The sequence below is a fragment of the Terasakiella pusilla DSM 6293 genome (assembly GCF_000688235.1).
Taxonomy (GTDB): Bacteria; Pseudomonadota; Alphaproteobacteria; order Rhodospirillales; family Terasakiellaceae; genus Terasakiella; species Terasakiella pusilla.
In genome coordinates, this window is the sequence record NZ_JHYO01000008.1 from 111,182 (window position 1) to 134,866 (window position 23,685).

Sequence of the window (23,685 nt, forward strand, 5' to 3'; positions counted from 1 at the left end):
TCTTTATCCCACAAGATCATGTGCTGAGACGATCTTTGCAAAGGAAAACCCAAGGGCCGCCATAAAGGTCGCCTGCACGTCCTTTGCGGCAATCGTCTGTCCGTCAAATACCAGATCACGGGTCGCACAGGCATCGGCAACAACCGTACAATCATAGCCAAAATCTGCGGCTGCCCGCACGGTAGAATCGATGCAATTCTGCGTCATCGCGCCGACGACGACCAGTTTTGTGATGCCATTTTGATCCAGCACCCCTTTTAAATCCGTGCCTAAAAAGCTGTTCGCCTTATGCTTTGTGATCACAACCTCGTCTTCAAGTGGCGAAACACTGTCATGAATGTCAGCCCCCATCGTCTTAGGCTGAAAAAACGGGATCTTCGCGCTCAAGGCCTCATGACGCACATGGACAATCAGGTCCTTTTCTGCCCGAAAATGTGCCAGGACGCGTGACGCATTCTCAGCCGCCGCTTCCATCCCGACAAGTGGCCAGGCATGGGCCTCAAAGCTTGGGAAATAATCATTCTGAATGTCTATGAGCACCAAAGCTGTCTTCGTCATCTTCTCTTCCTTTCTGTCTGACGATTGCAATGATGTTAGTCTTGCTCAGGTCTGCAAAAATAGCTAACGTCACAAATGACATTATTCAGGCAAAATGTGACAAAATGATCAAAATCGCGATCGTCAGTTATCCTGACAGCCTTCAATCCGCCGTGTTCGGTCTTGCGGAGATGTTTCACCTTGCCAACCGCAATGATCCCCCCGCCCCCTTTCAGTGTGACATTGTGACAGAGGATGTGCCCTCACGCGCATACAACATCGTGATCCTTCCGCCCAATTTGGGAAGCGAGTATACCGAGCAAGCCTCAGACAGTTTAAACACATGGCTTTGCGACCAAAAACAGCAAGGTGCGATTTTATGTGCGGCCTGTGCCGGCTGCTTTATTTTAGGTCAAAGCATTGATTTAACGGGTCGCCGCGTGACGACCCACTGGGCGCTTGCGGACAAGTTTCGCACCGCCTTTCCCAAAACCGAGCTTGATAGTGACAAGATTTTGATCAACGATGGTGATCTTATTACCGCAGGCGGCCTGATGGCCTGGGTCGATCTTGGCTTGGAACTGATCGCCCAATTTTCCAGCCCGACCATTATGCGCAAGGTCGGTAAAACCATGGTGGTCGATACCGCCCGACGTGAGCAACGATTCTACAAGCGTTTTTCACCACGGCGCGATCATGGAGATCAAGCCATTTTGAATTTGCAAAACCACCTAGAAGAACACTATCACCAGCCTATGACCGTATCAAAGATGGCTGACTTCTGTGGTTTAGAGCCACGCAGCTTTCTGCGGCATTTTACCAAATGCTGTCAGCTCACCCCAAAGCTTTATCAACAGCAGCTGCGCATCCAAAAAGCTTGTGATTTACTGGAAGGCACCCCCCAAACCATAGATCAGATTTCCTACCACGTCGGCTATGAAGACATATCAGCCTTTCGCCGCACCTTCATCAAAGTGATGGGGCTGACACCTCGTGACTTTAAAAACCGGTTTGGGGAAGCGAGCTTTGCTGTCTAGGCGACTTTGACCACAAAATTATAAAAGGCAATATGTCCCTTTAACGCTGCGGCCCCTTCTTTCGTCGGGTCTTCATACGCCCAAGCGACATTTTCAGCCTCACGCCCGTTCAACGCAATTGTCCAATAAGACGCATCCCCTTTACGTGGGCAATGCGTTACCTTGTCCGTTGGGGTAAGTAGCTCCATGCGAATATCTTTTTTGGGGAAGTAGATGACTGGCTTAAATGCCCCTTCCGTTAGGTTCAACGCGTTTTGTGAAGTTGCGATCACTTCACCATCGAAGGTGGCCGTCACTGTTTTTCCCACAGGCTCGATAACCAAATCGGACATGATATTTTCCTTTCCTAAATGCCTTGATCAGACGCTAGACCAAAGCGGAAATTTTCACCAATCACCACACTTCACAAAACCGTGAAAATGGCTTGAAGGCGGGAAAAACTTGAAAAAAAAGCCAAAGCCTTTCATAACCATACCAACGATTTGAAAGGCTTAAGAACATGATTGAAAATAATTTTGGAAAACTGGGCGCAACCCAGATTGAAGCGCTCGCAAAAGCTGAACCGCTTATTGATGCGATCCTCAAAGCGCAAGACGAGGTTGATTACGAAGCCTTCTGCGCCAATTTTGAAGGCGGTTTGCGCACCAACATCACCAAAAGCGACTTTGAACAAAACGCCCGGCACATCCTGTCAACCATGGGCAAATTCAAAGAAAAAAAGTTCCTCGCAACCCTTAACCGCCAAGGCATGGTCGGTCTGATCTACAAATGCAAATTTGACGGCAGCCCGGATGATTTCATCCTCACCTTTACCTTGAACGATCAAGCCGACCCTTTAAAGGCGTCCGGCATCTGGATTAGTTAAACCGCTAATCGACCAGCTCTCCGCTCACACATAATCCAAGGGCAGCTCGGTGGTGCATTTGATTTTCTCCATCGCGAAGGAGGAAGATACATCATTGAGCTGCACTTTCTGGATCAGGCGTTTGTAAACCTGATCAAAGGCCTCGATATCCGGCACGACGATCTTGAGCAGGTAATCCACATCCCCACTCATACGATAAAATTCAACCACTTCTTCGATAGATGAAACAGCTTCGGAAAAATACTGGAGCCAAGCAGCATCATGGTGTCCAGTCTTGATGGACACAAACACAGTTGTCTTTAAGTTCAGATGCTTATCATCCAACAAGGCGACCCGAGCACGGATCACCCCGTTTTTTTCCAAATTCTGGATGCGACGCCAGCAGGGGGTCGTCGACAAGTTTACTTTTTCAGCGATCTCAGCAACGGAGAGCGACGCATCTGACTGCATGGTTTGCAGGATCTTTTTATCTATGTCATCCATGATTTCGTATTCTCTTCAGGAGGTGCGTTTCTTATTTTAATTTCAATTTGGCGGAAAACTAACACATTCTTGCAGGAATCACATAGCGCTTATTCAGCCTCTTTTTCCCGATTCCCTTACCTGAGTACCGTTTAGCAAGTGGTAATCCCACTTTTTGCATATATTTTCCAATACCTTACAAGCCGTTTTTCCGGCCTTGACACATAGGGTGCGCGTATATATGTTCCGAGCCACATTCGGCTTAAGTGCTGAGAAGTGGGGGAAGCGTTTGTTCTCTCTCATTTTGCTCCCGAAATTTCAGGGATTTGGAAGATGAGTGATAAAGACGAACGTTCCGAACTAGACAAGTTCGACACCCGGTTAAAGCAGGCGCAGGAATCTTCTATTGCGCCGCGCGGTTTGAAGGCACCAACCAACGAACCGCCCAAAGGGTTAGGGCTTGCCTTACGCTGTGGGGCTGACCTGGTTTCAGGTCTGGCTGTCGGGGTAGGCATCGGCTATGCGTTGGACACGTATGTGTTCGACACAAAACCATGGTTGATGGTCTTGTTTTTCTTCTTGGGTGCAGCAGCCGGAATTATGAACGTTTTTCGGACGGTTCAGGGTTTGGGGTTAGCCGTTGGCTATAAAGACACTCCGCCTCGGCAGACCGGAAAAGACGATAATTTAAAGGATTAGCCTTTTTTAGGGCAAAGATGAGGGCACTGTGTCGAACAATCCGCTACAACAGTTTCAGATTAACACCATCGTTCCCATCGACCTTGGTGGAATCAATGCATCTATCACAAACTCTGCCGTTGCCATGGTTGCAACCGTTGCTGTTGTGAGCATTTTCTTAATCATGGGGATGGGCAGCCGCAAGCTGGTTCCGGGTCGCTGGCAATCAATGGCCGAGCTTAGCTATTCCTTCGTCGCAGACATGGTGCGCGATAACGTTGGAAATGAGGGTCGTAAATACTTCCCGGCTGTTTTCTCTCTCTTCATGTTTATCCTGTTCGGCAACCTGTTGGGTCTGCTGCCGTACAGCTTTACATTCACAAGCCACATTGCCATCACTTTTACTTTGGCAATGATCGTATTCATCGGCGTTACCCTGATCGGTATTGCGCGTCACGGTTTGCACTTCTTCTCTTTGTTTGTGCCAAGCGGTGTTCCGGCGTTCATCTACCCGATCCTGGTTCCGATTGAAGTTATTTCTTACCTGTCCCGTCCGGTTTCCCTGTCCATTCGTTTGTTTGCAAACATGACAGCGGGCCACACCATGATGAAAGTTTTCGCAGGCTTCATCATTCCGCTGGGTTTCATCGGCGGTTGGGCACCTTTTGCCGTTGACGTTGCGCTGACAGGCTTTGAGTTTTTGGTGGCGTTCTTGCAAGCCTACGTGTTTGCGGTACTGACTTGTCTGTATCTGAACGACTCCATTCACCTTCACTAAGCAATTTGTGAAGGCCTTTCGAAGGGCTGTTGGCTGGACAACATAGAAACCAGTTTGCAGCCCTTGCTTCCGCAGGAAAGACCGAGGATATGGAAAACATAGAAACCTCGCCTCGCCTTTCCTAAAGACTTTACTTTTATTATAGGACTTAGATCTATGGAACTCGAAGCAGCTAAAATGATTGGTGCTGGTCTTGCAGTAATCGGCTTGTTCGGTGTTGGTATCGGTATCGGTAACATCTTCTCTTCTCTGATCACATCTGTAGCACGTAACCCTGCTGCACGTTCACAAGTATTCGGCCTGGCGATCCTGGGCTTCGCACTTGTTGAAGCCGTTGCCCTGTACGCACTGCTCATCTCTTTCCTTATCCTCTTCACCTAAGAAGTCGATAATCTAAGTTTCCAAGGGTCACTGACCTGATCAGTGACCTTTCGAACTTTTTTAAGGAAGGAGCGCAATATGCCACAGTTAGAGATAGCCACATTTGCCCCGCAAATTGTTTGGTTATTTATTACCTTCTTAGCGATGTATTTTCTCATGGCTAAGGTGGCGCTGCCGCGCATTGCTCAGGTGCTCGACGAACGTCAAACGCGTATCGACGACAATCTGGAGAAAGCGGCTGCTTTGAAAGCTGAAGCAGAAGCTGCTGCTGCTGCCTACGAAAGCTCATTGGCTCAAGCCCGTTCAAAAGCTCAGGAAGAGGTGAAAGCCGTTCTTGATGCCGCAAATGCGGAACAGGCGAAAAGACAAGACGAGCTGAGTGCAAAACTCAATAAAGAGTTGGATGCAGCAGAAGCACGCATTGCGCAAGCAAAAGACAAGGCGCTCGCAAACATCAAGGAAGTCGCTGGTGACGTTGCGAAAGCAACCGTTGACAAGCTTTCTGGTGTCTCTGTAGACGATGCAGCGGTTCAGGCCGCTGTTGCTAAAGCCATGGAGCAAAACTGATGATTTCTGTCGCACACGCCGCAGGCGCTGAAGGCGGTATGGTTCAGGACCCGACTTTTTGGGTAGCTCTAGCATTCATCGTTTTGATCGTTCTGGCTGCAAAGCCGGTTGGTCGCTTCTTGGCGACTGCATTGGACGATCGCGCCGATACGATTAAAGCCCAACTAGACGAAGCTGAAAACCTTCGTGAAGAGGCTCAACAACTGTTGGCTTCTTACAAGCGTAAACAGCAGGAAGCGGAAGAAGAAGCCGCTAAAATCCTGCAACGCGCGAAAGACGAAGCGGCTCGCCTAGAGGCTAAGTCGAAAGAAGATCTGGCAAACGCACTTAAGCGTCGTGAAGCCGCTGCTGTAGCTCGTATCGCACAAGCTGAAGCATCTGCCATCGCCGAAGTGCAGGCTTTCGCAACATCTGTTGCTCTCAGCGCAGCTCAACAGCTGATGGCTGACAACATTTCTGCACAAAAAGCCAACGCTATGATCGATAAAGCTATTTCTGAATTGCCCGCGCAACTCGGCAACTAAGCTTCGCTTTTCGACAATCGCGATTAAAGGGGAGTCTCCGTTTGGAGGCTCCTTTTTTTGTGCGCGGACTGATAAATCGCAATGCGTTTAGCCGTTCGCTTGCCTAACATTCCCCAACACGATAGAGTTTCTTCAGGTGGATGATAACAAAGGTGCCCCATGACAACAGCTGACACGCCGCAACCCACAAGCTCACTGCAGTTTTTCCCCATCACCATGTTTGCAACAACCATGGGGTTGTCCGGTCTCGCAATCGCCACCCATCGTCTGGAAGATATGCTCGCCGGGTATGGTAGCCTGATCTTTCATGGCCTAGCCTATGGCACGCTGGTGATTTATCTCGCCATCCTTGCAACCTACACCCTCAAGTCCCTCAAATACCCTCAGGCCGTTTTGAAGGATTGGTCACACCCGATCAAAATCAGTTTCTTCCCTGCCGCGACCATCAGCTTATTACTACTTGGTGCCGTCTATCACCCCATCAATGAAAGCCTGTCCTTTACACTCTGGGCAACAGGCTGCCTGTTCCAGTTCTTCCTGTCTCTCGCGATCATCAACAGCTGGATTGATCATTCGCGCTATGAAGTTGTCCATAGTACACCTGCGTGGTTTATCCCCGTGGTCGGGAACATCATCGTCCCCGTGGTTGGGGTTTCCCATGGACCGATTGAACTGTCCTGGTTCTTCTTTGCGTGGGGCCTGCTGTTCTGGGGGATCTTGCTGACCTTGATCTTTAACCGCCTGATGTTCCATGCGGCCTTGGCAGATAAACTGCTACCGACCTTGTTTATCTTACTCGCCCCTCCCTCCATCGGCTTTGTATCCTACGTAAAACTGGTTGGCGGGCTGGATACCATGGGACAGTTGATCTACTACTGGGCGGTCTTCTTCTTCCTGCTCATGCTGTCGCGCATCCTACGACTTGTGCGCCTAAAATTTAGCATGGCCTCCTGGGCCTTTACCTTCCCGCTTGCCGCTTTTACAACGGCAACCCATCTTATGGGTGAATTGACCGGGCAGATCCTTTTCCACTACGCCGCCCAAGGACTGTATATCGCCACATTTATTGTTATTGGCTTCCTCTTTATTCGAACGATCATCGCCTTAATCAAGTGTGAAGTCTGTACCCCTGAGTAGAAGATCGTTTGACTTTACATCCTCTTTCTCTAAGCTAGGGGCATTGGGGTAGATCAAATGAAACCAGTCTTTATTCTCATCATTGGCCTGTGTTGCGCCAGCCCGACCTATGGGGAGGGGGTGGACACAGGCACCGCCCAAATGGCCTGCACCAACTTCCCGCCTTTTAAAATCGAGTCAAAAGACACCGGCACACCTCATTCCGGTATTGATCTGGAAGTGATTGAACATGCCTTTGCCATCACAAACCAAAAAGTAGCTTTTAATTTTTATCCATGGAAACGTGCTGTCACCATGGTCCAACACGGCAAAGCCCACGCCCTGTGTGGTTGCGACTATCGAGCGGAGCGCGAAGCAGAATATATTTATTCGGATATGGTCGGTTTTCACTCGCAAGGCGTCTTTATCCCTGCAGACTCTGCCATAAAAAGCATCCATAACCTTCAGGAGCTTGCAGGGAAAACAGTGGGAACTGTGCGCGGCTATGCGTTGGAAAAAACACTAGCAGATATCCCTGATATAAAAATCGCCCCCGCCAACAATGGCGACCAATTACTGCGCCAGTTGGTCAATAAACGGGTCGATGCGATTTACGCCTATCGCGATGTGATCTTTTATCACCAAAAGCTCAACAAAGAGACAACCGATATCCGATATTTTGAGCTGAAAAGCCTGCCCTACTATGTCTGTTTTTCCCGCACTATCCCCGATATCCGGATGATCGTGGATGCCTTTAACCAAGGCATACGGACCATCCGGTTTAACGGAACCTACGGGGAAATCCGGCAGAACTATCGTTAAGCTTTTTTCTTTTCCCGCAACACGTGGGTATGATCCACGTCATAAAGCTTACTGTCGGTGAAATCTTCTGTCGCCAAGACCTTACCCACCAAGATCAGCGCCGTGCGGGTGATCCCGCTTTCCTTCACCTTGGCGCGAATGTCGTTCAGTTGTCCATGAATAAAGGCCTCATCCGGCCAAGACACGCGATAGGCCACAACAACGGGACAATCTTCACCATAGTAAGGTGATAGCGTATCAACCACATGCTTAAGGTTATTCACGGACAAATGGATAGCTAACGTCGCACCGGACTTGGCGAATGTCTCCAGATCCTCATTATTCGGCATCTTGGAGGACCGCACGGCTGTGCGCGTCAGGATAATGGATTGGGACACATCGGGCAGCGTCAGCTCTTTCTTCAAAGCAGCGGAAGCTGCCGCATAAGCCGACACACCCGGCACCACTTCATAATCGATCCCCAACGCATCAAGGCGGCGCATCTGTTCCGCAATCGCACCATACAAGCAAGGGTCGCCGGAATGAACACGGGCCACATCGTGACCGTTGTTGTGAGCCTCTTCGATCTCCGCAATAATTTCATCCAGATGCATCGGGGCGGTGTCTTTGACCACCACAGCCTTGTCGGCTTGCGCCACGATCCCTTCCGGCACCAAGGACCCCGCATAAAGACACACAGGCGCTGTCTTAACAATATTAAGGCCACGCACGGTGATCAGGTCAGGCGCACCCGGTCCGGCGCCAATAAAGTAAACGGTCATGAGGACACCTTCATTTTCTTTTCATATCCACGGGGGGTATAGACCCATTTGTTGACACCGCGATCAATCACGCGGCTTTGGCTGGAGCCAACCAGTACCATGGTCAACATATCAGCATGATCAGACGTCAATTCACCCAAGGTGATCACCTCCATGCTTTCCGTCTCACGGCCCAAGTTGCGGCCCAACACCACCGGTGTTTCCGGCGGGCGGCCGCTCAGCAGGATGTCACGCGCCTTTTCAATCTGCGTCACCCGACGTTTGGAACGCGGGTTATAAAAAGCCACCACAAAATCCCCATCCGCAGCCGCCTTCAAGCGTCGCTGGATATCATCCCACGGCGTCAACAGGTCAGACAATGAAATGGTGCAGAAATCATGGTTGATCGGTGCCCCAATCCGCGCGGCACAGGCTTGCAAGGCAGAAATCCCCGGCGCAACATCGATCTTAAGGCGGTTCCATTCCGGCTTATTTTCTTTATCCAGCAATTCAAACGCCAATGTCGCCAGCGCATAAATCCCCGCATCCCCAGAACAGACCAGACAAACACGCTTGCCTTCTGCGGCCAGATCAAGGGCGATCCGCGCGCGTTTTTCCTCGTTCGCAAGGCCACTTTCATGACGTTCTTTACCGTCGATCAAGTCTTGTACCAGATCAAGGTACAAGCCATAGCCCACCACGTCGGTTGCATCGCGCAAGGCTTGTGTCGCTTGGGGGGAGCGCCATTCATCCGATCCCGGACCAATGCCGATGACGGACAGATAGCCTTGCGCCCGCCCGATCGCTTCGGGCTGTAAATCAACCGGGCAGCGTGCAATCGCACAGGTCGCTTTGGCTGTCTTTTGTTTTTCAACAACCAGTTCCCCCAGACCGCCAACAGCCGCCAAGGCTGCACCTTCGGCAACACCGTGACAGCCGACTTCTTTAAAGACCACGTCAGACGGGTTTTTCAAGCGCGGTTGCTGAGCATCCAGTTCTTGCGGGGTGAAGAAACGCGCAGGTACACCCAGCACTTTTGCCAGTTCATGCACCGCCGCTTCATCCGCTTTGACATCCACGGACACCACGCAGCCAATGGATTTCGGGCTCAGGCCCGCACCAGACAAGGTGTTTAAGGCATGTTCAATCAAATGATCCGGCGGACAATTGCGCTCACAGCCCACCCCCAGCGCCAAAACAGGCGGGTGGTACAGCAACTCGTTGCCATCCGGTTCCACATCACGATCAGAGATCCGAATGCGCGGGAAGCCTTCTTCGACAAAGCTCAGGCCTTTTTCATCCAGCCATTTGGCTTCGCCCGCTTCCTGCTCAATCGCAACCGGATCGTTGTTCAACAGGGCCGCGGCAATATCCTTGGCGTTATCCGGGTTGGCAATGCGCCAGCCGCGCGGAGGCTCATCAAGGGCCACACCGAAGTTTAACTCCCCTGCCGTTGTGACCGCAGCCGCCCCGTCCAGAATATCGGCAATCCAGCGCGCCAGTTCGTTTGCACCATGATGCCCGCCCAACAGCGGCACCGCGCAAGACGCATCTTCCGCCACCGCCACAACAGGTGGTTCTTTCCATTTATCCGCCAGCAACGGGGCCAGCGCACGGATCAGGATCCCGCTGGCACAAATCCCGATGATCGGGCGGCCTTGCTTAAACAGGCTTTGCAGATGGGCAATGGTATTTTCAAAGGTAATCGCACACTCGGGCAGGCGTTTTTTCAAACCGTGGATTTCCACCGTTTCCATTGCGCCTGCAAGTTCCTGTGCGAGTTGGTATCCACCTGAACTCAGGCAAACAAGTACTGGGGTTTCACTGGTCATTTCCACGCCTCACCGCGTTTATGTACAATAATCATCGAAAAATAAGGGGCCTTTTCAAAGGTTGCTTCGGACAAGGGCATCATGACCTGATTATCCATGGTCGCATGTTCGATATAATGGGCCTTGTCGATCAGGTCCAACGTGCCAAGCACATCGCGTACCTTGGCAAAATGTCGCCCGACCTTCATAATGATCGCCGCATCACACGCTTGTAAGCGGCGCAAAATATCTTCTGCCGGAATGGGGGCTGGCAACACCGTCAACACATCATAGCGCGACGTGATCGGCATCCCGATCTGGCACGCACTCGCCATTGCAGATGATACCCCCGGTACCACCACGGTCTCAAACCGTTCGGACAGGCGCGCATAAATATACATGAAGGACCCAAAGAAAAACGGGTCGCCCTCACACAGCACCGCCACATCATGGCCTGCGTTCAATTCCGCCGCAATTTCCTCGCTATATTTGTCATAGACATCATTGGCGGGGAAGCGACCGGGCACCATCGGGGTTTCAATCACAATTTCTTTTTGCCCACCGGGCAAGTGCGGCGCAATAATTGCGCGGGCCAGACTGTCTTTATCTTCCGGTGCGGGATAGGCAATCACCGGCGCGGCTTGCAAAATTTTAAGCGCCTTAAGCGTAATGAGATCAGGGTCTCCGGGGCCAATGCCCAGACCATATAAGGTGCCTACCATCACTTTTATTCCTTCACGACAGACAATTGCAAGACAGGGGCCATGGGTTTCATCACGGTCATCCTGCCGACATTTTCTTCACGGGAAATGGCAATGCGTGTCAATTCCCCCCCAAAGTTGGACTGAAAATGCAACATTTCGCGCTCCGCCTCAAGTGTTACTGTATTGGCGACCAATCGCCCGCCTGTGGGCAGGGCGTTCCAGCAGGTTTCCAGCATCCCTGAAATGGCGATCCCGCCACCAACAAAAATCGCGTCCGGCGTGGGCAGCCCCACCAGACAGTCAGGGGCGCGCCCGTCCACAATCTCCAATGTCGGCACGCCTAAGCTTGCGCCATTATGGGCAATCATAGATCGGCGTTTATCATTTTGTTCAATGGCGATAGCGCGGCAACTGGGGTGGCTACGCATCCATTCAATGGCAATTGATCCACAGCCGCCGCCCACATCCCACAACAATTCCCCCGGTTGGGGTGCAAGGGTGGAGAGCGTGACCGCTCGCACTTCGCGCTTGGTCAGTTGCCCGTCATGTTCAAACAAATCGTCTTTTAAGCCTGTCGTCAGCGGCAATCGGCGCGCCTCCCTCGACGCCATGCACTCAAGGGCGATGGTATTTAAATCTGCCGTTTGTGCCGTCCAGCCTGTGGCGGTACCTTCAAGACGGTTTTCTTTCTCCCCACCCATATGTTCAAAGACGGTGATTTTAGACTCGCCATAGCCATATTTAGCAAGCAAATCCGCCACTTCACGCGGGGATTTGCCATCACGACTGAGGATCAGAATTTTAACGTTCGGCGCAATATATCGGTTGAGACTTTCCAAAGCGCGCCCATGAATGGTCATGCAAACACAGTCCGGGATCGCCCAGCCCATACGCGCAGCCGCTAAGGAAAAGGCACCGCTGGTCGGGTGCACATGGATATGGTCGCGCGCGATATGGTTTAACAAGGTCGTTGCGATGCCAAACCACAACGGCTCCCCTGTAGCCAGCACGACCACAAGTTTGTCCACGTTGGCCTTCAATTCCTCAATCCCGTGGCTTAACCCCACCCCCCATGAGATTTTGCGCGCCGGACTGTCCACCATTTCAAGGTGACGCACACCGCCGACCAGAATTTCTGCCGATTGGATAAGGCTGCGGGCAACGGGGCTAACGCCGTCCAACCCGTCTTCGCCGATACCGATAATATGGATCATTGGGTTATTCCCTCCTTCGCCAGCGCATTGAGGGCCGAGGCTGCAATGGCGCTGCCACCGCGTCGCCCACGCAGGGTGATATAAGGCACACCCAAATCATCCGACAAAGCGATCAACGTTTCCTTCGATTCTGCCGCCCCGACAAAACCAACGGGGCAGGCAATGATCAAAGCCGGTTTATCTAAATGCCCATCCAAAATGCCTTGAATCAAATGGAACAAGGCTGTCGGCGCATTACCGATCACGACGACCGACCCTGCCAGCCACTCGCCCCAAAACTCAACGCCAGCCGCTGATCGGGTGGTGCCCAATTCTTCCGCCTTTGCCGGGGTGCGCGGATCATTCAGCGTACAAATCACCGGATTATGTTGGGCCAAACGTTTGCGGATAATCCCGTGAGATACCATCTCCACATCCACCAGCACCGGACAACCGCCCGCCAAAGCTTTGCGCCCCACGCTTGCGGCCCCGTTACTATAGGCGATATCCACGCCCACATCCACATCCCCGCAGGCATGAATCATGCGGATCGCAACGTCCTGCATATCCGCATCAAAACCAGAGACATCGATATCATGCTCGATCATTTCTTGGGATCGTTTGTAGATATCGTTTGGTTTTTTAAGGTAATTGCTCAGCCAATCATACGCGCGATCTTTCTCCGACTGCCCGACGCCCAAGACCCAACCTTCATAACGCACGACCGTTTCGCGATCTTCTGCGCTTAGGGTCTCATCGCCTGCAAATAAGGCAGCAAGTTCGCCCTTTTGATCCAGATCGGCATAATGACGCGCCATGGTGCGCACTTGGATCGCATCTTTGGGCAGCTCCCCCAGGGCAGAGACTTTGATCTGGGAAGGATAGATTTCAGCCAAGGTAATGTCACCGAGACGATCAGCCGACAATCCGGTTTCAAAAGGCCAGACCTTGACTTGACCGTGCAGCCACGGATGATGACACAAGCCTTCCAGATGGGCAATTCCCATCAAAGTCTGGGACCCCACACAGCCCGTCCCCAACAATTGCCAGACGGGTTTAACGCCGGAAATACGTTTTTCACATAAGCGCATTTCGTTGGTCAGCGGATTTAAATAAGGTTTCTTGCTTTCCAGAAACTCACTCTGGCGTGCTTTCGGGCATCCCCAAAATGGCCCTGCCGTCCCGCTAAGTCGTTGATTAAACGCGGCTGCCACGTCAAAACGGTTGTTGTGGTTGTCCGCACCATCCTTGATGCGGTGGGATAGTTCTTTCCAGACACCGTCCCACGTCAGGTCCAGTGACTGCCCAAAATCCTTGGGATAGCCAAACGCAAAATCACACCCCACCAACACCTTTTGCCCGCGGGCCGATAAGTCACTCAGCAGGTCTGCGACCTCTTTCATCGCGGCTTCGCGGGTGGACGGGTTTTTTAAAGATGTTTCGACAGGCTTGCCGTCAATGCGTTCCACCAAAGCATACCAGATGCTATCGGCCCCTTTTTTAGGGGTCGAGGCAGCCGACCAGTCGATCATCAGATAACTATCAAAAAGGTATGCCATGGTGACAGCCCTTACGTCTTCTCGCCATCCCCATGATGAGGGTGGTCGTGGGTGTGATCATGATGATGGTGCCCATGATCATGTCCGTGGTGATGGTGATGACCGTGGTCATGCCCATGGTCATGAGCGTGCCCGTGATCATGGTGGTGATGACCGTCTGTACCAATCCCCATCACATGATGATGGTGGCCCACTTGCGCTGCGCCCACATCGCCTTCATAGCCGATGATCTGTTCGCGGTATTTACAGAGCTGACAGTTCATATTGTTGTCACCACTCAGCATTTCTTCCACACGTTCCACAAACGCATCAATCACCAGCGGATGATCTTTCAGGTAGCTTGTTTTGACAAACTGGATATCCGGATATTTTGCCGCGACCTCGTCCGTCTGGTCATAAATCCGATTGACCAAAATCCCGGTAAACAGGAAGTACGGCATCACGATGATCCGCTTGTAGCCCAGCTTGGCTGCATGTTCCAACCCGTCCGGGACACGCGGGACAGCCACACCGGAATAACAGACTTCACCCCAGCCAAAGCCCATCCCTTCCCACAGCATCCGCATGACTTTGTGGACGTTGGAATTGGCATCACTGTCGTTGGTGCCGCGCCCGACGACCATCAACAGGGTATCTGCGCGCGCAACTTCACCGTCACAGGCGGCCTCGGCTTCTTCAATGCGGGTTTTACAGACTTCCAATAAACGACGGTCAATCGCCAGTTCGCGGCCAAAACGCACGTCGATATCTTCGTGTTCTACGGCAAAATTGTTGATCTCGCTCGGCAGGTCGTTTTTGACGTGGCCTGCAGCAAACAGCATCCCCGGGAGACAGAGGATTTGTTTCGCCCCTTGCGCCGCCAATTTATCCAGCCCTGTGCGGATGATCGGTGTCGCAAATTCCAGAAAGCCGCTTTCAACCAGTCGATCCGGGAAGCGCTCACGCAGGTTTTTGGCAACAAGGTTAAATTCTTCTACAGCGCCTTCGTCGCGGCTGCCGTGACCACAAATCATGATTGCGGGTTTATCAGACATGGAAGTCTCCTATCTTATTGTTATCCTGCCTTACAGCATCGGATGATTTGACCTTGCCCTACAGCATCAGGCCCCAAGCCTTGTGGTGTATAGATTCAACAGCACAAGGGCAAGGAAATTGTTAGGTTGCGAAACAGTTGAAAGCCCCTATCTCTATCAGAAAGGAGAGAAAACATGATCGATCTTTCAACACTGCCAAACTGGTCCCCTGTCGAGGGGCGCGACGCTATGACCCGCAGCTTTAAATTTGCCGATTTCAAACAAGCCTTTGCTTTTATGACGCAAGTTGCCCTAAAAGCCGAACAGATGGACCATCACCCCGAATGGTTTAACGTCTATAATAAAGTCGATATTACCTTGACCACCCATGATACCGGCGGCGTCAGTGACAAAGACATCAAGCTTGCGCACTATATAGACAGTCTGGTCTAATTAAAAAAACGGCCCCAGCGTCATCGCGGGGACCGTTTTTCTTTTACATTAACTCTGTTTCAGTCGCTTTTCCAGCGCGTCACACACCGTGCGCAGGACTTTGATGCGGGCATATTTTTTATCATTGCCTTCCACCAAGGTCCAAGGGGCCGCGGTTGTGCTGGTTTTTTCCACCAGATCATTGACCGCTTCTTCATAGTCCGCCCATTTTTCGCGGTTGCGCCAATCTTCGTCGGTCAGCTTCCACTTCTTCCACGGGGTCAGTTCACGGGCCTTAAAGCGGGCCAATTGTTCCTCCGGACTAATATGAATCCAGATTTTAACCAAGACCGTGCCATGGTCCACAATCTGGTCTTCAAAATCCACGATCTCCCCATAGGCGCGGCGCCATTCCTCTTCCCGCGCAAAACCTTCGCAGCGTTCCACAAGGACACGTCCGTACCAAGACCGATCAAAAATCGTCATGCGGCCCGCACGCGACATATGACGCCAGAACCGCCAGAGATAGTGGTGGGCGCGTTCTTCATCATTAGGGGCCGCAAAGGGCAAGACCTTGTAGCTGCGCGCATCCAGTGTTGAGGTGATCCGCCGGATCGCCCCGCCTTTACCTGCCGCATCACTGCCTTCAAAAACCAAAATGGTCGAGACACCGCGATCAATGGCTTTGCGCGCCAGTTTGTTTAAACGGCCCTGCAGGGACTTCAGTTCTTTTTTATACTCTTCTTTTTCAATGGTTTTGCTCATATCCAAACAGCTCAGCACCGTTGGATAGGGCAGTTCGCGCACGGGCGCATCCTTGTCGATCTTCTTTTTGACCGCTTTCTTGCCTGCCTTTGCCTGCTGGGCCATAGCCGCCTGCGCTTCCTTGGCGCTGCGGCGTTGGGCACTGTGGCGTTGGATGGCATCGCGGATTTGTTCTGCCACCGTCAGGGACGCATATTTATTATCTTCACCTTCCACAATCGACCATGGCGCATGACCTTTGGAGGTGCGCATGATCAAACGTTCCGCCGCTTCGGTGAATTTGTCGTAGAGCTCCCAATGTTTCCAGTCGGTCTTGGTGACACGCCATTTTTGCAGCTCGTTTTTCTCAAGTTTCTTCAGGCGCTTTTTCTGAGCATCTTTCCCCAAATGCATCCAGAACTTCAGGATCAACGCACCATCGTCTGCCAGCGTTTTTTCAAAGATTTTGATCCGGTCAAGACGTTCGTCATAATCCGCTTCATCAAGGTGCCCATAGGCGCGATCAATGAAGGGCGAACTGTACCAGGAACTCAGGAAAATGCCGATCTTGCCCTTTGGCGGCAAATCACGCCAATAGCGCCAATAACGCGGGCGTTCCGTTTCTTCATCGCTGTGACGCACATAGGCGTTGTTATCTATCCAGCGCGAGTCCATCCATTCGTTCAACAGATTGACCGTAGTGCCTTTACCTGCGCCATCCACACCCGCCATCACAATAATGACGGGAAAGTCGCATTGGCGTAAATCCTGCTGAATTTCCAACAATTCAATACGCAACGTTTCGACCCGTTCTTCATACTCGGCCTTAGAAATACTGCGCCCCAGTTCCGCTGTTTCGAACATACGTTCCTCCAATCCCCGATTATCCCCAAAGAAAAAAAGAGTAACCGAAGTTCCTATAAACAGCAAACGGCAAGATGGTCCGGCGCGTCCTTGGCTTCTTTTTTCAAACGCGCAAGGACACTATCAAGGTCTTCAAAAGACGGCGTATTTTCCCGCCGACCCGCATCCAGTGTCAAAATAGCCGCACTACAGTTCATCAACGGGAAGCGCCTTGGATTGCCATCGCGGTCCTTGCCGTCCAAATAGCCCTGTTCGCGCACCTTGGCATCATAAAAGCTCTCCACATCCTCGGCAAATTTCGCCAAAAGCGCTTCCACCCGTTCAATCACCTCATCCTTCTGTGCCGTGCGTACCCCGATAAAAAAGTCATCGCCCCCCACATGACCCAAAAAGACATTTTCCCCCTGAAAGGCTTTGCGCATCAAATCCGCAAACAACAAAATCGCGCGATCCCCTTGGCGGAACCCATACGCATCGTTAAAGGCCTTAAAGTTATCCAGATCCATATAGATCAACACACTGGCTTCTGACGCATCGCTCACCACCTCCCCCACAAAGGCGGAGATGGAGGAGTTGCCCGGCAGCTTGGTCAAGGGGCTGCAATCACGCGCCTGCGCCAGATTATTTTCGTTAATCACCCGCAACAGGGACGACGCAGACAAGAAGCCAAGATAGCTAAAGTCCTTCACCAAAATGACCCCTTCCGGGCTTTCTGCCAGACTATAGTTTTCAAGGATCGACTGGGTGCTGGACTGAATATCAGCCACCGGGCACGGACTTAAGAACTTGCGTAAGGTCAGCCCCGTTGCCCGGTTGGCGATGAGCTCTTTACCAAACGGAGAGTAGGTATATTCTTTTAAGTTATGTTCGCGCACGATCCCAAGGGGGCTGCCGCTGGCATCCACAACCGGAAAAAACGTCATATCCTTGTTGCTGCGAAAGGCTTCAAAGACGATTTGCATATCGTCATCAATGCGCAGCGGCGGGCGATATTCAATCTGTTCGTAAATAATATTGGTTTCGTCATTATCCGGGTGCCCATGACGGCGCCCCAGCGAAATGACCGACGGGTAACTGGTTTCAAACGCCTGTGGGTCCAGTTGCGGGCGACAAATATAATAGCCCTGCACCAGATCGCAGCCGATTTCCTTGCAGACCGACAATTGACCTTCCGTTTCCACACCTTCCGCGACGACAAAAATACCGAGCACATGAGCAAGGTCAGTAATCGTCGAAACCATAAGCTTCAGCTTCTTGTCTTTGTCGATCCCCTGAATGAGGGATTTGTCGATCTTGATATAATCGGGCTGATGTTCATGCAGCAGTTTCAACCCCGCATACCCTGCCCCAAAATCATCAATCGCGGTGCTGTAATCTTCCCCACGATAGCGTGCAAGGTTCTTTTCCGCCATCTGCATGGACACTTCATGGCGTTCGGAAATTTCCAGCGTCAGGATGGAGGCGGGCAAGCCATACTGCTTCAGCAACGCCATGGTGCCCCCACGAAAATAATCGGGGGAGGTGATAATTCGGTTATCCAGATTATAAAACAGGCGGGTGCGGTGGCTGCGTGGCAGCTTGGAGAATTTCGAGATCACGCGGGCGCGCACAACCATATCAAAACGGTGCAGGATTTTTAGTTCTGCGGCCCGATCAAACACCTCAAAGATGGTATCCACGCCCATTTTATCATGATGACGCATCAAGGCTTCATAGCCAAAAACGGTTCCATTATGGATATCAACAATAGGCTGAAACGCAAAATCCAGAACCTGTTTAGCCGTTTCGATAAAGGTCTTGGCTTCTTCGGACGGGTCTTCATGCCCTAATGGTGCGATATCATCAAAATCAAACATATGTACATTCACCAAACGACGTGCGGAAAAATCCAACTTCGGCCTCAATTTCTAATCATGTTATTGAGGGCATAAATTGTCTATTCCAACTCTGGCGTCAATTGCCCTTTGGGGTTTGTCACAAGACTTTAACCGAACTGAAACATCACTGTTTTATCTCAGGTCAAATACGTATATAGCCTTGCATAAAGTTCTCCTTTTCGTTTGCATTTATTTTGGTCATAGTACGCAGATGAAACAAACGACACGCGAATCGATGACACTTGGGATTGATGACCAGATCAGTCTTCTGGCCACCATGACGGCTGAATTTGCCAATACCCTGAATGTGGATGAAACCCTGCTGCGCACCTTGCCGCAAATCACGGATTACCTGAAAGCGGAAGGGGCCGCCGTCTTTTTGATGGACGAAGCAACGCAGGTTATCAGTTGTGTGGCCTGCCATGGGGCCACCGAAATCACCGGTTTGACGCTGGAATATGGGCAAGGCATTGTGGGCAAATGTGTTGCGACCAATACGGGTGCTTTGGTGCGTGATGTCAACGACCATCCCGATTTTTACGGGGCCATTGATGATCAAACCGGCTTTGTCACCCGATCCATCCTTTGTGCCCCGTTAAGTGTCAAAGATCGCTGCGTCGGCGCTATAGAGCTGGTCAATAAGCGGAACCCAGATGATCTATTTGAAGACAACGATTTAAAGATACTTGAAACACTGGCCGCCTCAGCAGCCCTTGCCGTCCTGAATGCACGTATGGCAACTGCCCTTGTCGAGCAAGAACGCGTCAAGCGGGAGCTGGAACTGGCCGCCGAAATCCAGCGGCGCTTCCTGCCTGAAGCAGGCACCGGCGACACCCTCACAGCCCCGATTACAGGTATCAACAAAGCCGCGCGCGGGGTATCTGGTGACTTTTTTGACTACTTCACCTTACCTGACGGGCGCATTTATTTTGGTCTGGGTGATGTCTCCGGCAAGGGGATCAATGCGGCGCTTTTGATGTCTAAAACCGCATCCCTGTTTCGCTGCCTCGGTAAAACCGTGCGCGATCCCGGCAAATTATTGGGCCGCATCAATGCAGAACTGTGCGAAACCGCAGCCCACGGTATGTTCGTCACAATGGCGTGCGGTATCTATGACCCCCGCGAAGGCTGCGAAGGGCTGATCCGCCTTGCCAATGCAGGCCATGAACCCGTGTTGCTCTATCGCGATGGGGCGTTTTCAACATACGAGGCCGGTGGGCCACCCCTCGGGATCGTCCCCCCGCTGCCCGGCGAAAATGGTGCCTATGAAGAAGTGCAAATCTTCCCTAACGGCGGCTCCCTTTACATTTACACGGATGGCTTAACCGAAGGCTACACCGAAACCGGCGCGCCGCTGGAAGATACAGGCGTACAGGAAATCCTTGAGCGCCACAAAGACCTGTCTTTGCAGGACCAGCTCAAACACCTGGTCGCTGCGGTTTTCCATCCCGGTATGAAACTACGCGATGATGTCACTGTCCTTGCGCTGACAGATGGGTTACGTCCGGCGGATAAAACCGCCTCGCCAGCGCTTTCACCGTCCCTGCGCGTCGATGACGAAAGTGATGGCGACTGGCTCATCGACTTTAAGTTCCCCGCGCAACCGTCGTGGATGAAACTGGCACGTGCCTGTGTGCGCGAAGCCTGCCTCAAGGTCGGATGCGACAAAACGATGACCAATGATGTGGTCTTGGCTGTGGATGAAGCCTGCCAGAATGTCATTCGTCATGCCTATGGCGGCCCAAGCGATGAAGAGATTGAACTGTCCGTTCGCCATCGCCCGGCCCGACTGATTTTTAGATTGCGCGATTTTGCCCCCCTTGTCGAACCAAGCAAAATCAAGCCACGTGACCTTGAAGATATCCGACCGGGCGGCCTTGGCACCCATCTGATAAAAGAGGTAATGGACGAGGTCCAATATCTTCGCCCCACACAAGGCGAGGGAAATCTGCTAAAACTCGTAAAACACATCCACATCAGTAAGGATTAGGGGCATGAATCTTTCAACACGCGAAGAAAACGGAATCGTCATTTTTGAACTGGATGGCGAAGTCGATCTGGAAACCTCACCCAAATTACGACAAGCCTTGTTGCAACAGGTCAATGCAGGCAAGTCCGTCTGTGTCGGCATGCAGGACGTGGCTTATATCGACAGTTCCGGCATTGCCAGTCTGGTCGAAGCCTATCAAACAGCGCGACGGAACAGCAGCGGTTTTGGTCTTGCCTGCATTAGTGATAGCGCTATTCGCGTTTTACAACTGGCGCGATTAGATAAAGTGTTTACAATCTATGACACGATTGAAACGGCAGTAAGCGATCTCAGTACCTGAGCCAAGCTGCGTTTTAGGGGGCAAATCATATGAGCGAGCAAGAGGCCCAACAAGGCCCGATCGCAAGACGGATTGAACAGGTCGGCCGCACCACCATGGTGGGTGTCGGCGTGATCGGCTATTGTGCGACCCTGATTTGGGAAAGCCTGTATTGGGCGGTCATGGGCAAAGCCATGGGCCAGCCCGTGCGCCTGAACGCCATTGTTGATCAGATGATGGAAATTGGTATTCGTGCGATTCCCATTGTCTCCCTCCTCGCCCTTGCCGTTGGCATGATGCTGGCCATTCAGGGGATTTACACGCTTAGTATCTTTGGCGCCGAGTCGCAAGTCACCTACGGGATCGCCTTTTCCGTGGTGCGGGAATTTTCGCCCCTCATCACCGGCATTCTGGTCGCCGGTCGATCCGGTTCAGCCCTTGCCGCACGCATCGGCATTATGACCATCAACCAGGAAATAGATGCCCTCTCCGTCATGGGGATCAACCCCGTGCGCTTTCTCGTCGCCCCTGCCATGTTTGCCATGTTGATCATGATGCCATGTCTGACCTTTCTCTCCGATGTAATCGGTCTTTTGGGCGGCGGGCTGTATGTGGCACTTGACCTGAAAATCTCTCTGTCGGCCTATTGGTCCGATATCATCAAAATCATCAGCAACGGTGACTTGACCCACGGCCTGATGAAAAGCATCCTGTTTGGCGTGCTGATCGTTATCATTGGGGTCGCCAATGGCGCAGGCGTACAAGGCGGGGCCGAAGGGGTAGGTAAAGTCACGACGCGCGCGGTTGTGCAATCCATCTCCGCCATTGTGATTACGGATATGTTCTTTGCCTTTATGGTGACGCGATGACAAAACCCAGCCCGCAAGAACTCCTCAGCCGCAAAAAAGTCATCGATGTGGAAGACCTTGTCACCCACTATGGGGAGCGCATGATCCTGAAGGGCATTTCCATGGATGTGCGTGAGGGCGAGATCATGGTCATTATGGGTGGGTCCGGCTCCGGTAAATCAACCCTGCTGCGCCACCTCATGAGCTTGGAAACCGCAACTTCCGGCAAAATGAGCCTACTGGGACGTGACATCACAGAATTGACGTTAAAAGAAACCTATAGCTTGCGCAAAAAGATCGGCGTTGCCTTTCAGGGCGGGGCGTTATTCAGCTCCATGACCGTGGGGGAAAATATCAAGCTGCCGCTGCGCGAACATACCGACCTTGATGAATTTACCATGGACATCATGGCGCGCATGAAGCTCGAAGTCGTCGATCTGGCAGGCTTTGAAGACCTGACCCCCAGCGAGCTATCGGGCGGTATGTTAAAACGCGCCGCCGTTGCCCGTGCCATCGTCATGGACCCGAAACTGTTGTTTTTTGATGAACCCAGCGCGGGCCTTGATCCGGTGGTTGCCGCCCAACTGGATGAATTGATCCTACGCCTGCGCGATGCCATGGGCATGTCCATCGTTGTGGTGACGCACGAACTCGACAGCGCCTTTCGCATCGCGGACCGCATCACCATGCTGGATCGCGGTAAAATCCTGATGGTCGGCACGCCAGAGGAAATGAAGGCCTCCGACAATAGCCGCATTCAAAACCTGTTAAACCGCCGGATTGAGGAAGAAGACCTTGATCCCGACGCCTACCTTCGTCGCCTAACCGGAGAGGACCAATCCAATGAGCGCGCTTAAAAACGCCAAGATGAACTATATGATCGTTGGCTCTTTTGTCGTTGCCAGCCTGGTCGGCCTGTTAATCGCAGTTGCCTTATTGACCGGACGCACCGGATCAGTTGACACCTATTATGTGGTCTATGACCGGGTGCAGGGCATCAAATACGGCACCCAAGTCGTCTATGAAGGCTATCCCGTCGGGCAGATTGAAAATATCATCCCGGAAAAGCAGGATGGGCGCATGCGCTTTAAGATCGAACTGAGCATCGCAGAAGGCTGGGATATCCCAGAAGACAGCTACGCGGCGGTTTCTTCCGCTGGCCTGCTGTCTGCCCTCAGCATCAACATCCGCGCCGGGGAAAGCAGCAGTGCCCTAAAACCCGGTGACACCATCATGGGGATTGAAAATGCCGATATGTTTGCCGCCATGTCGTCTTTGGCGGAACAAATCAGCGCCTTGATGGAAACAGATGTGCGCCCGCTGTTGCTGAACCTCAACACAGCGGTCAACAGCGCCGCCCTGTTGCTGTCGGAAGATGGCACCGAAATGGCGGGACAGATGAAAGATATCCTCAAAAGCGTGGAAAGCCAGACCCCCACTATTCTGGAAAACATCACCAGCTTTAGCCAAAATCTCGACCAGTCGGGTAACGAACTCAGCCAGATCCTGTCCGCGAAAAACCGCAAAAGCATCAATGCCACCATCGACAGCCTAGGCCAGCTCAACAGCACGTTAGCCAAAGCCGATCACATGATGGGCACCATGGATACCCTTGTCACCGACAGCAAGCCGGAGATGGAAAAAGCGGTTGCCGACCTGCGTTTTGTCATGGAAACCCTATCGCGTCACATTGACAACATTTCACAAAACCTTGAAGGCACCAGCCGAAACCTGTACGAATTCAGCCGTCATATCCGTCAAAACCCCGGCCTGTTGCTGGGGGGAACACCGCCCGCAGCCAAAGCGGAATAACGAAAGGGATCA

General features: G+C 52.0%; 25 protein-coding genes and 1 pseudogene. 15 read left to right on the forward strand and 11 right to left on the reverse strand.

The annotated features are described in order from the left end of the window. Positions 1 to 3: 3 nt before the first annotated feature. Positions 4 to 558, reverse strand: coding sequence for a cysteine hydrolase family protein (locus Q397_RS0107280; protein WP_028878846.1), 555 nt, complete (start codon positions 556 to 558; stop codon positions 4 to 6). Between the two features lie 104 nt (positions 559 to 662). On the opposite strand from Q397_RS0107280, the gene Q397_RS0107285 reads away from it, so the two are divergent. Beyond that, positions 663 to 1,574: a GlxA family transcriptional regulator gene (locus Q397_RS0107285; RefSeq protein ID WP_038013013.1), complete on the forward strand. Its 912-nt coding sequence runs from the start codon at positions 663 to 665 to the stop codon at positions 1,572 to 1,574. Here Q397_RS0107285 and Q397_RS0107290 read toward each other — a convergent pair. Continuing rightward, entirely contained in the window at positions 1,571 to 1,906 is a 336-nt protein-coding gene (locus Q397_RS0107290; RefSeq protein WP_028878848.1) for a DUF427 domain-containing protein, read from the reverse strand. The two genes, Q397_RS0107285 and Q397_RS0107290, sit on opposite strands and share 4 nt — an antisense overlap. Positions 1,907 to 2,073: 167 nt before the next feature. Between Q397_RS0107290 and Q397_RS0107295 the strand changes: the two genes are divergently transcribed. Further along, entirely contained in the window at positions 2,074 to 2,439 is a 366-nt protein-coding gene (locus Q397_RS0107295) for a hypothetical protein (RefSeq protein WP_028878849.1), read from the forward strand. A 24-nt stretch (positions 2,440 to 2,463) separates the two neighbouring features. Here the strand turns inward: Q397_RS0107295 and Q397_RS0107300 are convergent, their stop codons facing one another. Beyond that, positions 2,464 to 2,922: an Lrp/AsnC family transcriptional regulator gene (locus Q397_RS0107300; RefSeq protein ID WP_028878850.1), complete on the reverse strand. Its 459-nt coding sequence runs from the start codon at positions 2,920 to 2,922 to the stop codon at positions 2,464 to 2,466. Between the two features lie 312 nt (positions 2,923 to 3,234). Here Q397_RS0107300 and Q397_RS0107305 point away from each other — a divergent pair, with 312 nt between their 5' ends. From Q397_RS0107305 to Q397_RS0107335, 7 genes are all read left to right on the forward strand, one after another. After that, on the forward strand, positions 3,235 to 3,600 hold the full coding sequence (locus Q397_RS0107305) for an AtpZ/AtpI family protein (protein ID WP_028878851.1): 366 nt from the start codon (positions 3,235 to 3,237) through the stop codon (positions 3,598 to 3,600). Positions 3,601 to 3,628: 28 nt separating this feature from the next. Next, complete coding sequence (locus tag Q397_RS0107310) at positions 3,629 to 4,357, forward strand: F0F1 ATP synthase subunit A (RefSeq protein ID WP_028878852.1); 729 nt, start codon at positions 3,629 to 3,631, stop codon at positions 4,355 to 4,357. 156 nt (positions 4,358 to 4,513) lie between these two features. Then, on the forward strand, positions 4,514 to 4,738 hold the full coding sequence (locus tag Q397_RS0107315; protein WP_028878853.1) for an ATP synthase subunit C family protein: 225 nt from the start codon (positions 4,514 to 4,516) through the stop codon (positions 4,736 to 4,738). Positions 4,739 to 4,816: 78 nt separating this feature from the next. Next, positions 4,817 to 5,305 (forward strand): F0F1 ATP synthase subunit B family protein, encoded by a 489-nt coding sequence (locus Q397_RS0107320; protein WP_028878854.1) that lies wholly within the window; start codon positions 4,817 to 4,819, stop codon positions 5,303 to 5,305. Next, the gene (locus tag Q397_RS0107325) at positions 5,305 to 5,829 is read left to right on the forward strand and encodes a F0F1 ATP synthase subunit B family protein (RefSeq protein ID WP_028878855.1); all 525 of its coding nucleotides are present in this window, start codon (positions 5,305 to 5,307) and stop codon (positions 5,827 to 5,829) included. Before Q397_RS0107320 ends, Q397_RS0107325 begins: the two co-directional genes overlap by 1 nt. 159 nt (positions 5,830 to 5,988) lie before the next feature. Next, on the forward strand, positions 5,989 to 6,966 hold the full coding sequence (locus Q397_RS0107330) for an SLAC1 anion channel family protein (RefSeq protein ID WP_028878856.1): 978 nt from the start codon (positions 5,989 to 5,991) through the stop codon (positions 6,964 to 6,966). A gap of 57 nt (positions 6,967 to 7,023) precedes the next feature. Further along, the gene (locus tag Q397_RS0107335; RefSeq protein WP_028878857.1) at positions 7,024 to 7,767 is read left to right on the forward strand and encodes a substrate-binding periplasmic protein; all 744 of its coding nucleotides are present in this window, start codon (positions 7,024 to 7,026) and stop codon (positions 7,765 to 7,767) included. Here Q397_RS0107335 and cobM read toward each other — a convergent pair. Genes cobM through Q397_RS0107370 form a run of 6 tightly spaced genes read right to left on the reverse strand, consistent with a single transcriptional unit; the run spans position 7,764 to position 14,808 of the window. Further along, positions 7,764 to 8,528 carry a precorrin-4 C(11)-methyltransferase gene (gene cobM, locus Q397_RS0107340; protein WP_028878858.1) on the reverse strand — a complete coding sequence of 255 codons (765 nt, stop codon included), beginning with the start codon at positions 8,526 to 8,528 and terminating at the stop codon, positions 7,764 to 7,766. The genes Q397_RS0107335 and cobM overlap by 4 nt on opposite strands. After that, complete coding sequence (cobJ, locus tag Q397_RS0107345) at positions 8,525 to 10,339, reverse strand: precorrin-3B C(17)-methyltransferase (protein ID WP_028878859.1); 1,815 nt, start codon at positions 10,337 to 10,339, stop codon at positions 8,525 to 8,527. Before cobJ ends, cobM begins: the two co-directional genes overlap by 4 nt. Continuing rightward, positions 10,336 to 11,040: a precorrin-2 C(20)-methyltransferase gene (gene cobI / locus Q397_RS0107350; RefSeq protein WP_028878860.1), complete on the reverse strand. Its 705-nt coding sequence runs from the start codon at positions 11,038 to 11,040 to the stop codon at positions 10,336 to 10,338. Before cobI ends, cobJ begins: the two co-directional genes overlap by 4 nt. A gap of 5 nt (positions 11,041 to 11,045) precedes the next feature. After that, on the reverse strand, positions 11,046 to 12,236 hold the full coding sequence (locus tag Q397_RS0107355; protein WP_038013015.1) for a bifunctional cobalt-precorrin-7 (C(5))-methyltransferase/cobalt-precorrin-6B (C(15))-methyltransferase: 1,191 nt from the start codon (positions 12,234 to 12,236) through the stop codon (positions 11,046 to 11,048). Next, the gene (locus tag Q397_RS25625) at positions 12,233 to 13,774 is read right to left on the reverse strand and encodes a precorrin-8X methylmutase (protein WP_240475039.1); all 1,542 of its coding nucleotides are present in this window, start codon (positions 13,772 to 13,774) and stop codon (positions 12,233 to 12,235) included. The genes Q397_RS0107355 and Q397_RS25625 overlap by 4 nt, the downstream gene beginning before the upstream one ends. 11 nt (positions 13,775 to 13,785) lie before the next feature. After that, positions 13,786 to 14,808: a sirohydrochlorin chelatase gene (locus tag Q397_RS0107370; protein WP_028878862.1), complete on the reverse strand. Its 1,023-nt coding sequence runs from the start codon at positions 14,806 to 14,808 to the stop codon at positions 13,786 to 13,788. 159 nt (positions 14,809 to 14,967) lie between these two features. Here Q397_RS0107370 and Q397_RS0107375 point away from each other — a divergent pair. Further along, positions 14,968 to 15,240, forward strand: a pseudogene (locus tag Q397_RS0107375) (4a-hydroxytetrahydrobiopterin dehydratase); the annotation flags it as partial. Positions 15,241 to 15,288: 48 nt separating this feature from the next. Here the strand turns inward: Q397_RS0107375 and pap are convergent. Together pap and Q397_RS0107385 are read right to left on the reverse strand one after the other, a co-directional pair. Next, positions 15,289 to 16,827: a polyphosphate:AMP phosphotransferase gene (gene pap, locus Q397_RS0107380; protein WP_028878864.1), complete on the reverse strand. Its 1,539-nt coding sequence runs from the start codon at positions 16,825 to 16,827 to the stop codon at positions 15,289 to 15,291. Positions 16,828 to 16,880: 53 nt separating this feature from the next. Next, entirely contained in the window at positions 16,881 to 18,683 is a 1,803-nt protein-coding gene (locus tag Q397_RS0107385; protein WP_156950653.1) for a GGDEF domain-containing protein, read from the reverse strand. A 232-nt stretch (positions 18,684 to 18,915) separates the two neighbouring features. Between Q397_RS0107385 and Q397_RS21530 the strand changes: the two genes are divergently transcribed. The 5 genes from Q397_RS21530 to Q397_RS0107410 are packed head-to-tail and all read left to right on the forward strand — an operon-like array spanning position 18,916 to position 23,673. Beyond that, positions 18,916 to 20,694, forward strand: coding sequence for an ATP-binding SpoIIE family protein phosphatase (locus tag Q397_RS21530; protein ID WP_051609800.1), 1,779 nt, complete (start codon positions 18,916 to 18,918; stop codon positions 20,692 to 20,694). A 4-nt stretch (positions 20,695 to 20,698) separates the two neighbouring features. Beyond that, positions 20,699 to 21,034, forward strand: coding sequence for an STAS domain-containing protein (locus Q397_RS0107395; protein WP_028878866.1), 336 nt, complete (start codon positions 20,699 to 20,701; stop codon positions 21,032 to 21,034). 29 nt (positions 21,035 to 21,063) lie between these two features. Next, positions 21,064 to 21,882, forward strand: coding sequence for an MlaE family ABC transporter permease (locus Q397_RS0107400; protein WP_028878867.1), 819 nt, complete (start codon positions 21,064 to 21,066; stop codon positions 21,880 to 21,882). Beyond that, positions 21,879 to 22,718 carry an ABC transporter ATP-binding protein gene (locus Q397_RS0107405; RefSeq protein WP_051609801.1) on the forward strand — a complete coding sequence of 280 codons (840 nt, stop codon included), beginning with the start codon at positions 21,879 to 21,881 and terminating at the stop codon, positions 22,716 to 22,718. The genes Q397_RS0107400 and Q397_RS0107405 overlap by 4 nt, the downstream gene beginning before the upstream one ends. After that, the gene (locus Q397_RS0107410) at positions 22,705 to 23,673 is read left to right on the forward strand and encodes an MlaD family protein (protein ID WP_028878869.1); all 969 of its coding nucleotides are present in this window, start codon (positions 22,705 to 22,707) and stop codon (positions 23,671 to 23,673) included. Before Q397_RS0107405 ends, Q397_RS0107410 begins: the two co-directional genes overlap by 14 nt. Positions 23,674 to 23,685: the final 12 nt, after the last annotated feature.

What these genes read in the sequence shown, in the direction of transcription:
- Q397_RS0107280 (WP_028878846.1), bottom strand. Translation starts at nt 558, where the DNA reads ATGACGAAGACAGCTTTGGTGCTCATAGACATTCAGAATGATTATTTC.
- Q397_RS0107285 (WP_038013013.1), top strand. Translation starts at nt 663, where the DNA reads ATGATCAAAATCGCGATCGTCAGTTATCCTGACAGCCTTCAATCCGCC.
- Q397_RS0107290 (WP_028878848.1), bottom strand. Translation starts at nt 1,906, where the DNA reads ATGTCCGATTTGGTTATCGAGCCTGTGGGAAAAACAGTGACGGCCACC.
- Q397_RS0107295 (WP_028878849.1), top strand. Translation starts at nt 2,074, where the DNA reads ATGATTGAAAATAATTTTGGAAAACTGGGCGCAACCCAGATTGAAGCG.
- Q397_RS0107300 (WP_028878850.1), bottom strand. Translation starts at nt 2,922, where the DNA reads ATGGATGACATAGATAAAAAGATCCTGCAAACCATGCAGTCAGATGCG.
- Q397_RS0107305 (WP_028878851.1), top strand. Translation starts at nt 3,235, where the DNA reads ATGAGTGATAAAGACGAACGTTCCGAACTAGACAAGTTCGACACCCGG.
- Q397_RS0107315 (WP_028878853.1), top strand. Translation starts at nt 4,514, where the DNA reads ATGGAACTCGAAGCAGCTAAAATGATTGGTGCTGGTCTTGCAGTAATC.
- Q397_RS0107320 (WP_028878854.1), top strand. Translation starts at nt 4,817, where the DNA reads ATGCCACAGTTAGAGATAGCCACATTTGCCCCGCAAATTGTTTGGTTA.
- Q397_RS0107325 (WP_028878855.1), top strand. Translation starts at nt 5,305, where the DNA reads ATGATTTCTGTCGCACACGCCGCAGGCGCTGAAGGCGGTATGGTTCAG.
- Q397_RS0107330 (WP_028878856.1), top strand. Translation starts at nt 5,989, where the DNA reads ATGACAACAGCTGACACGCCGCAACCCACAAGCTCACTGCAGTTTTTC.
- Q397_RS0107335 (WP_028878857.1), top strand. Translation starts at nt 7,024, where the DNA reads ATGAAACCAGTCTTTATTCTCATCATTGGCCTGTGTTGCGCCAGCCCG.
- cobM (WP_028878858.1), bottom strand. Translation starts at nt 8,528, where the DNA reads ATGACCGTTTACTTTATTGGCGCCGGACCGGGTGCGCCTGACCTGATC.
- cobJ (WP_028878859.1), bottom strand. Translation starts at nt 10,339, where the DNA reads ATGACCAGTGAAACCCCAGTACTTGTTTGCCTGAGTTCAGGTGGATAC.
- cobI (WP_028878860.1), bottom strand. Translation starts at nt 11,040, where the DNA reads ATGGTAGGCACCTTATATGGTCTGGGCATTGGCCCCGGAGACCCTGAT.
- Q397_RS0107355 (WP_038013015.1), bottom strand. Translation starts at nt 12,236, where the DNA reads ATGATCCATATTATCGGTATCGGCGAAGACGGGTTGGACGGCGTTAGC.
- Q397_RS25625 (WP_240475039.1), bottom strand. Translation starts at nt 13,774, where the DNA reads ATGGCATACCTTTTTGATAGTTATCTGATGATCGACTGGTCGGCTGCC.
- Q397_RS0107370 (WP_028878862.1), bottom strand. Translation starts at nt 14,808, where the DNA reads ATGTCTGATAAACCCGCAATCATGATTTGTGGTCACGGCAGCCGCGAC.
- pap (WP_028878864.1), bottom strand. Translation starts at nt 16,827, where the DNA reads ATGTTCGAAACAGCGGAACTGGGGCGCAGTATTTCTAAGGCCGAGTAT.
- Q397_RS0107385 (WP_156950653.1), bottom strand. Translation starts at nt 18,683, where the DNA reads ATGTTTGATTTTGATGATATCGCACCATTAGGGCATGAAGACCCGTCC.
- Q397_RS21530 (WP_051609800.1), top strand. Translation starts at nt 18,916, where the DNA reads ATGAAACAAACGACACGCGAATCGATGACACTTGGGATTGATGACCAG.
- Q397_RS0107395 (WP_028878866.1), top strand. Translation starts at nt 20,699, where the DNA reads ATGAATCTTTCAACACGCGAAGAAAACGGAATCGTCATTTTTGAACTG.
- Q397_RS0107400 (WP_028878867.1), top strand. Translation starts at nt 21,064, where the DNA reads ATGAGCGAGCAAGAGGCCCAACAAGGCCCGATCGCAAGACGGATTGAA.
- Q397_RS0107405 (WP_051609801.1), top strand. Translation starts at nt 21,879, where the DNA reads ATGACAAAACCCAGCCCGCAAGAACTCCTCAGCCGCAAAAAAGTCATC.
- Q397_RS0107410 (WP_028878869.1), top strand. Translation starts at nt 22,705, where the DNA reads ATGAGCGCGCTTAAAAACGCCAAGATGAACTATATGATCGTTGGCTCT.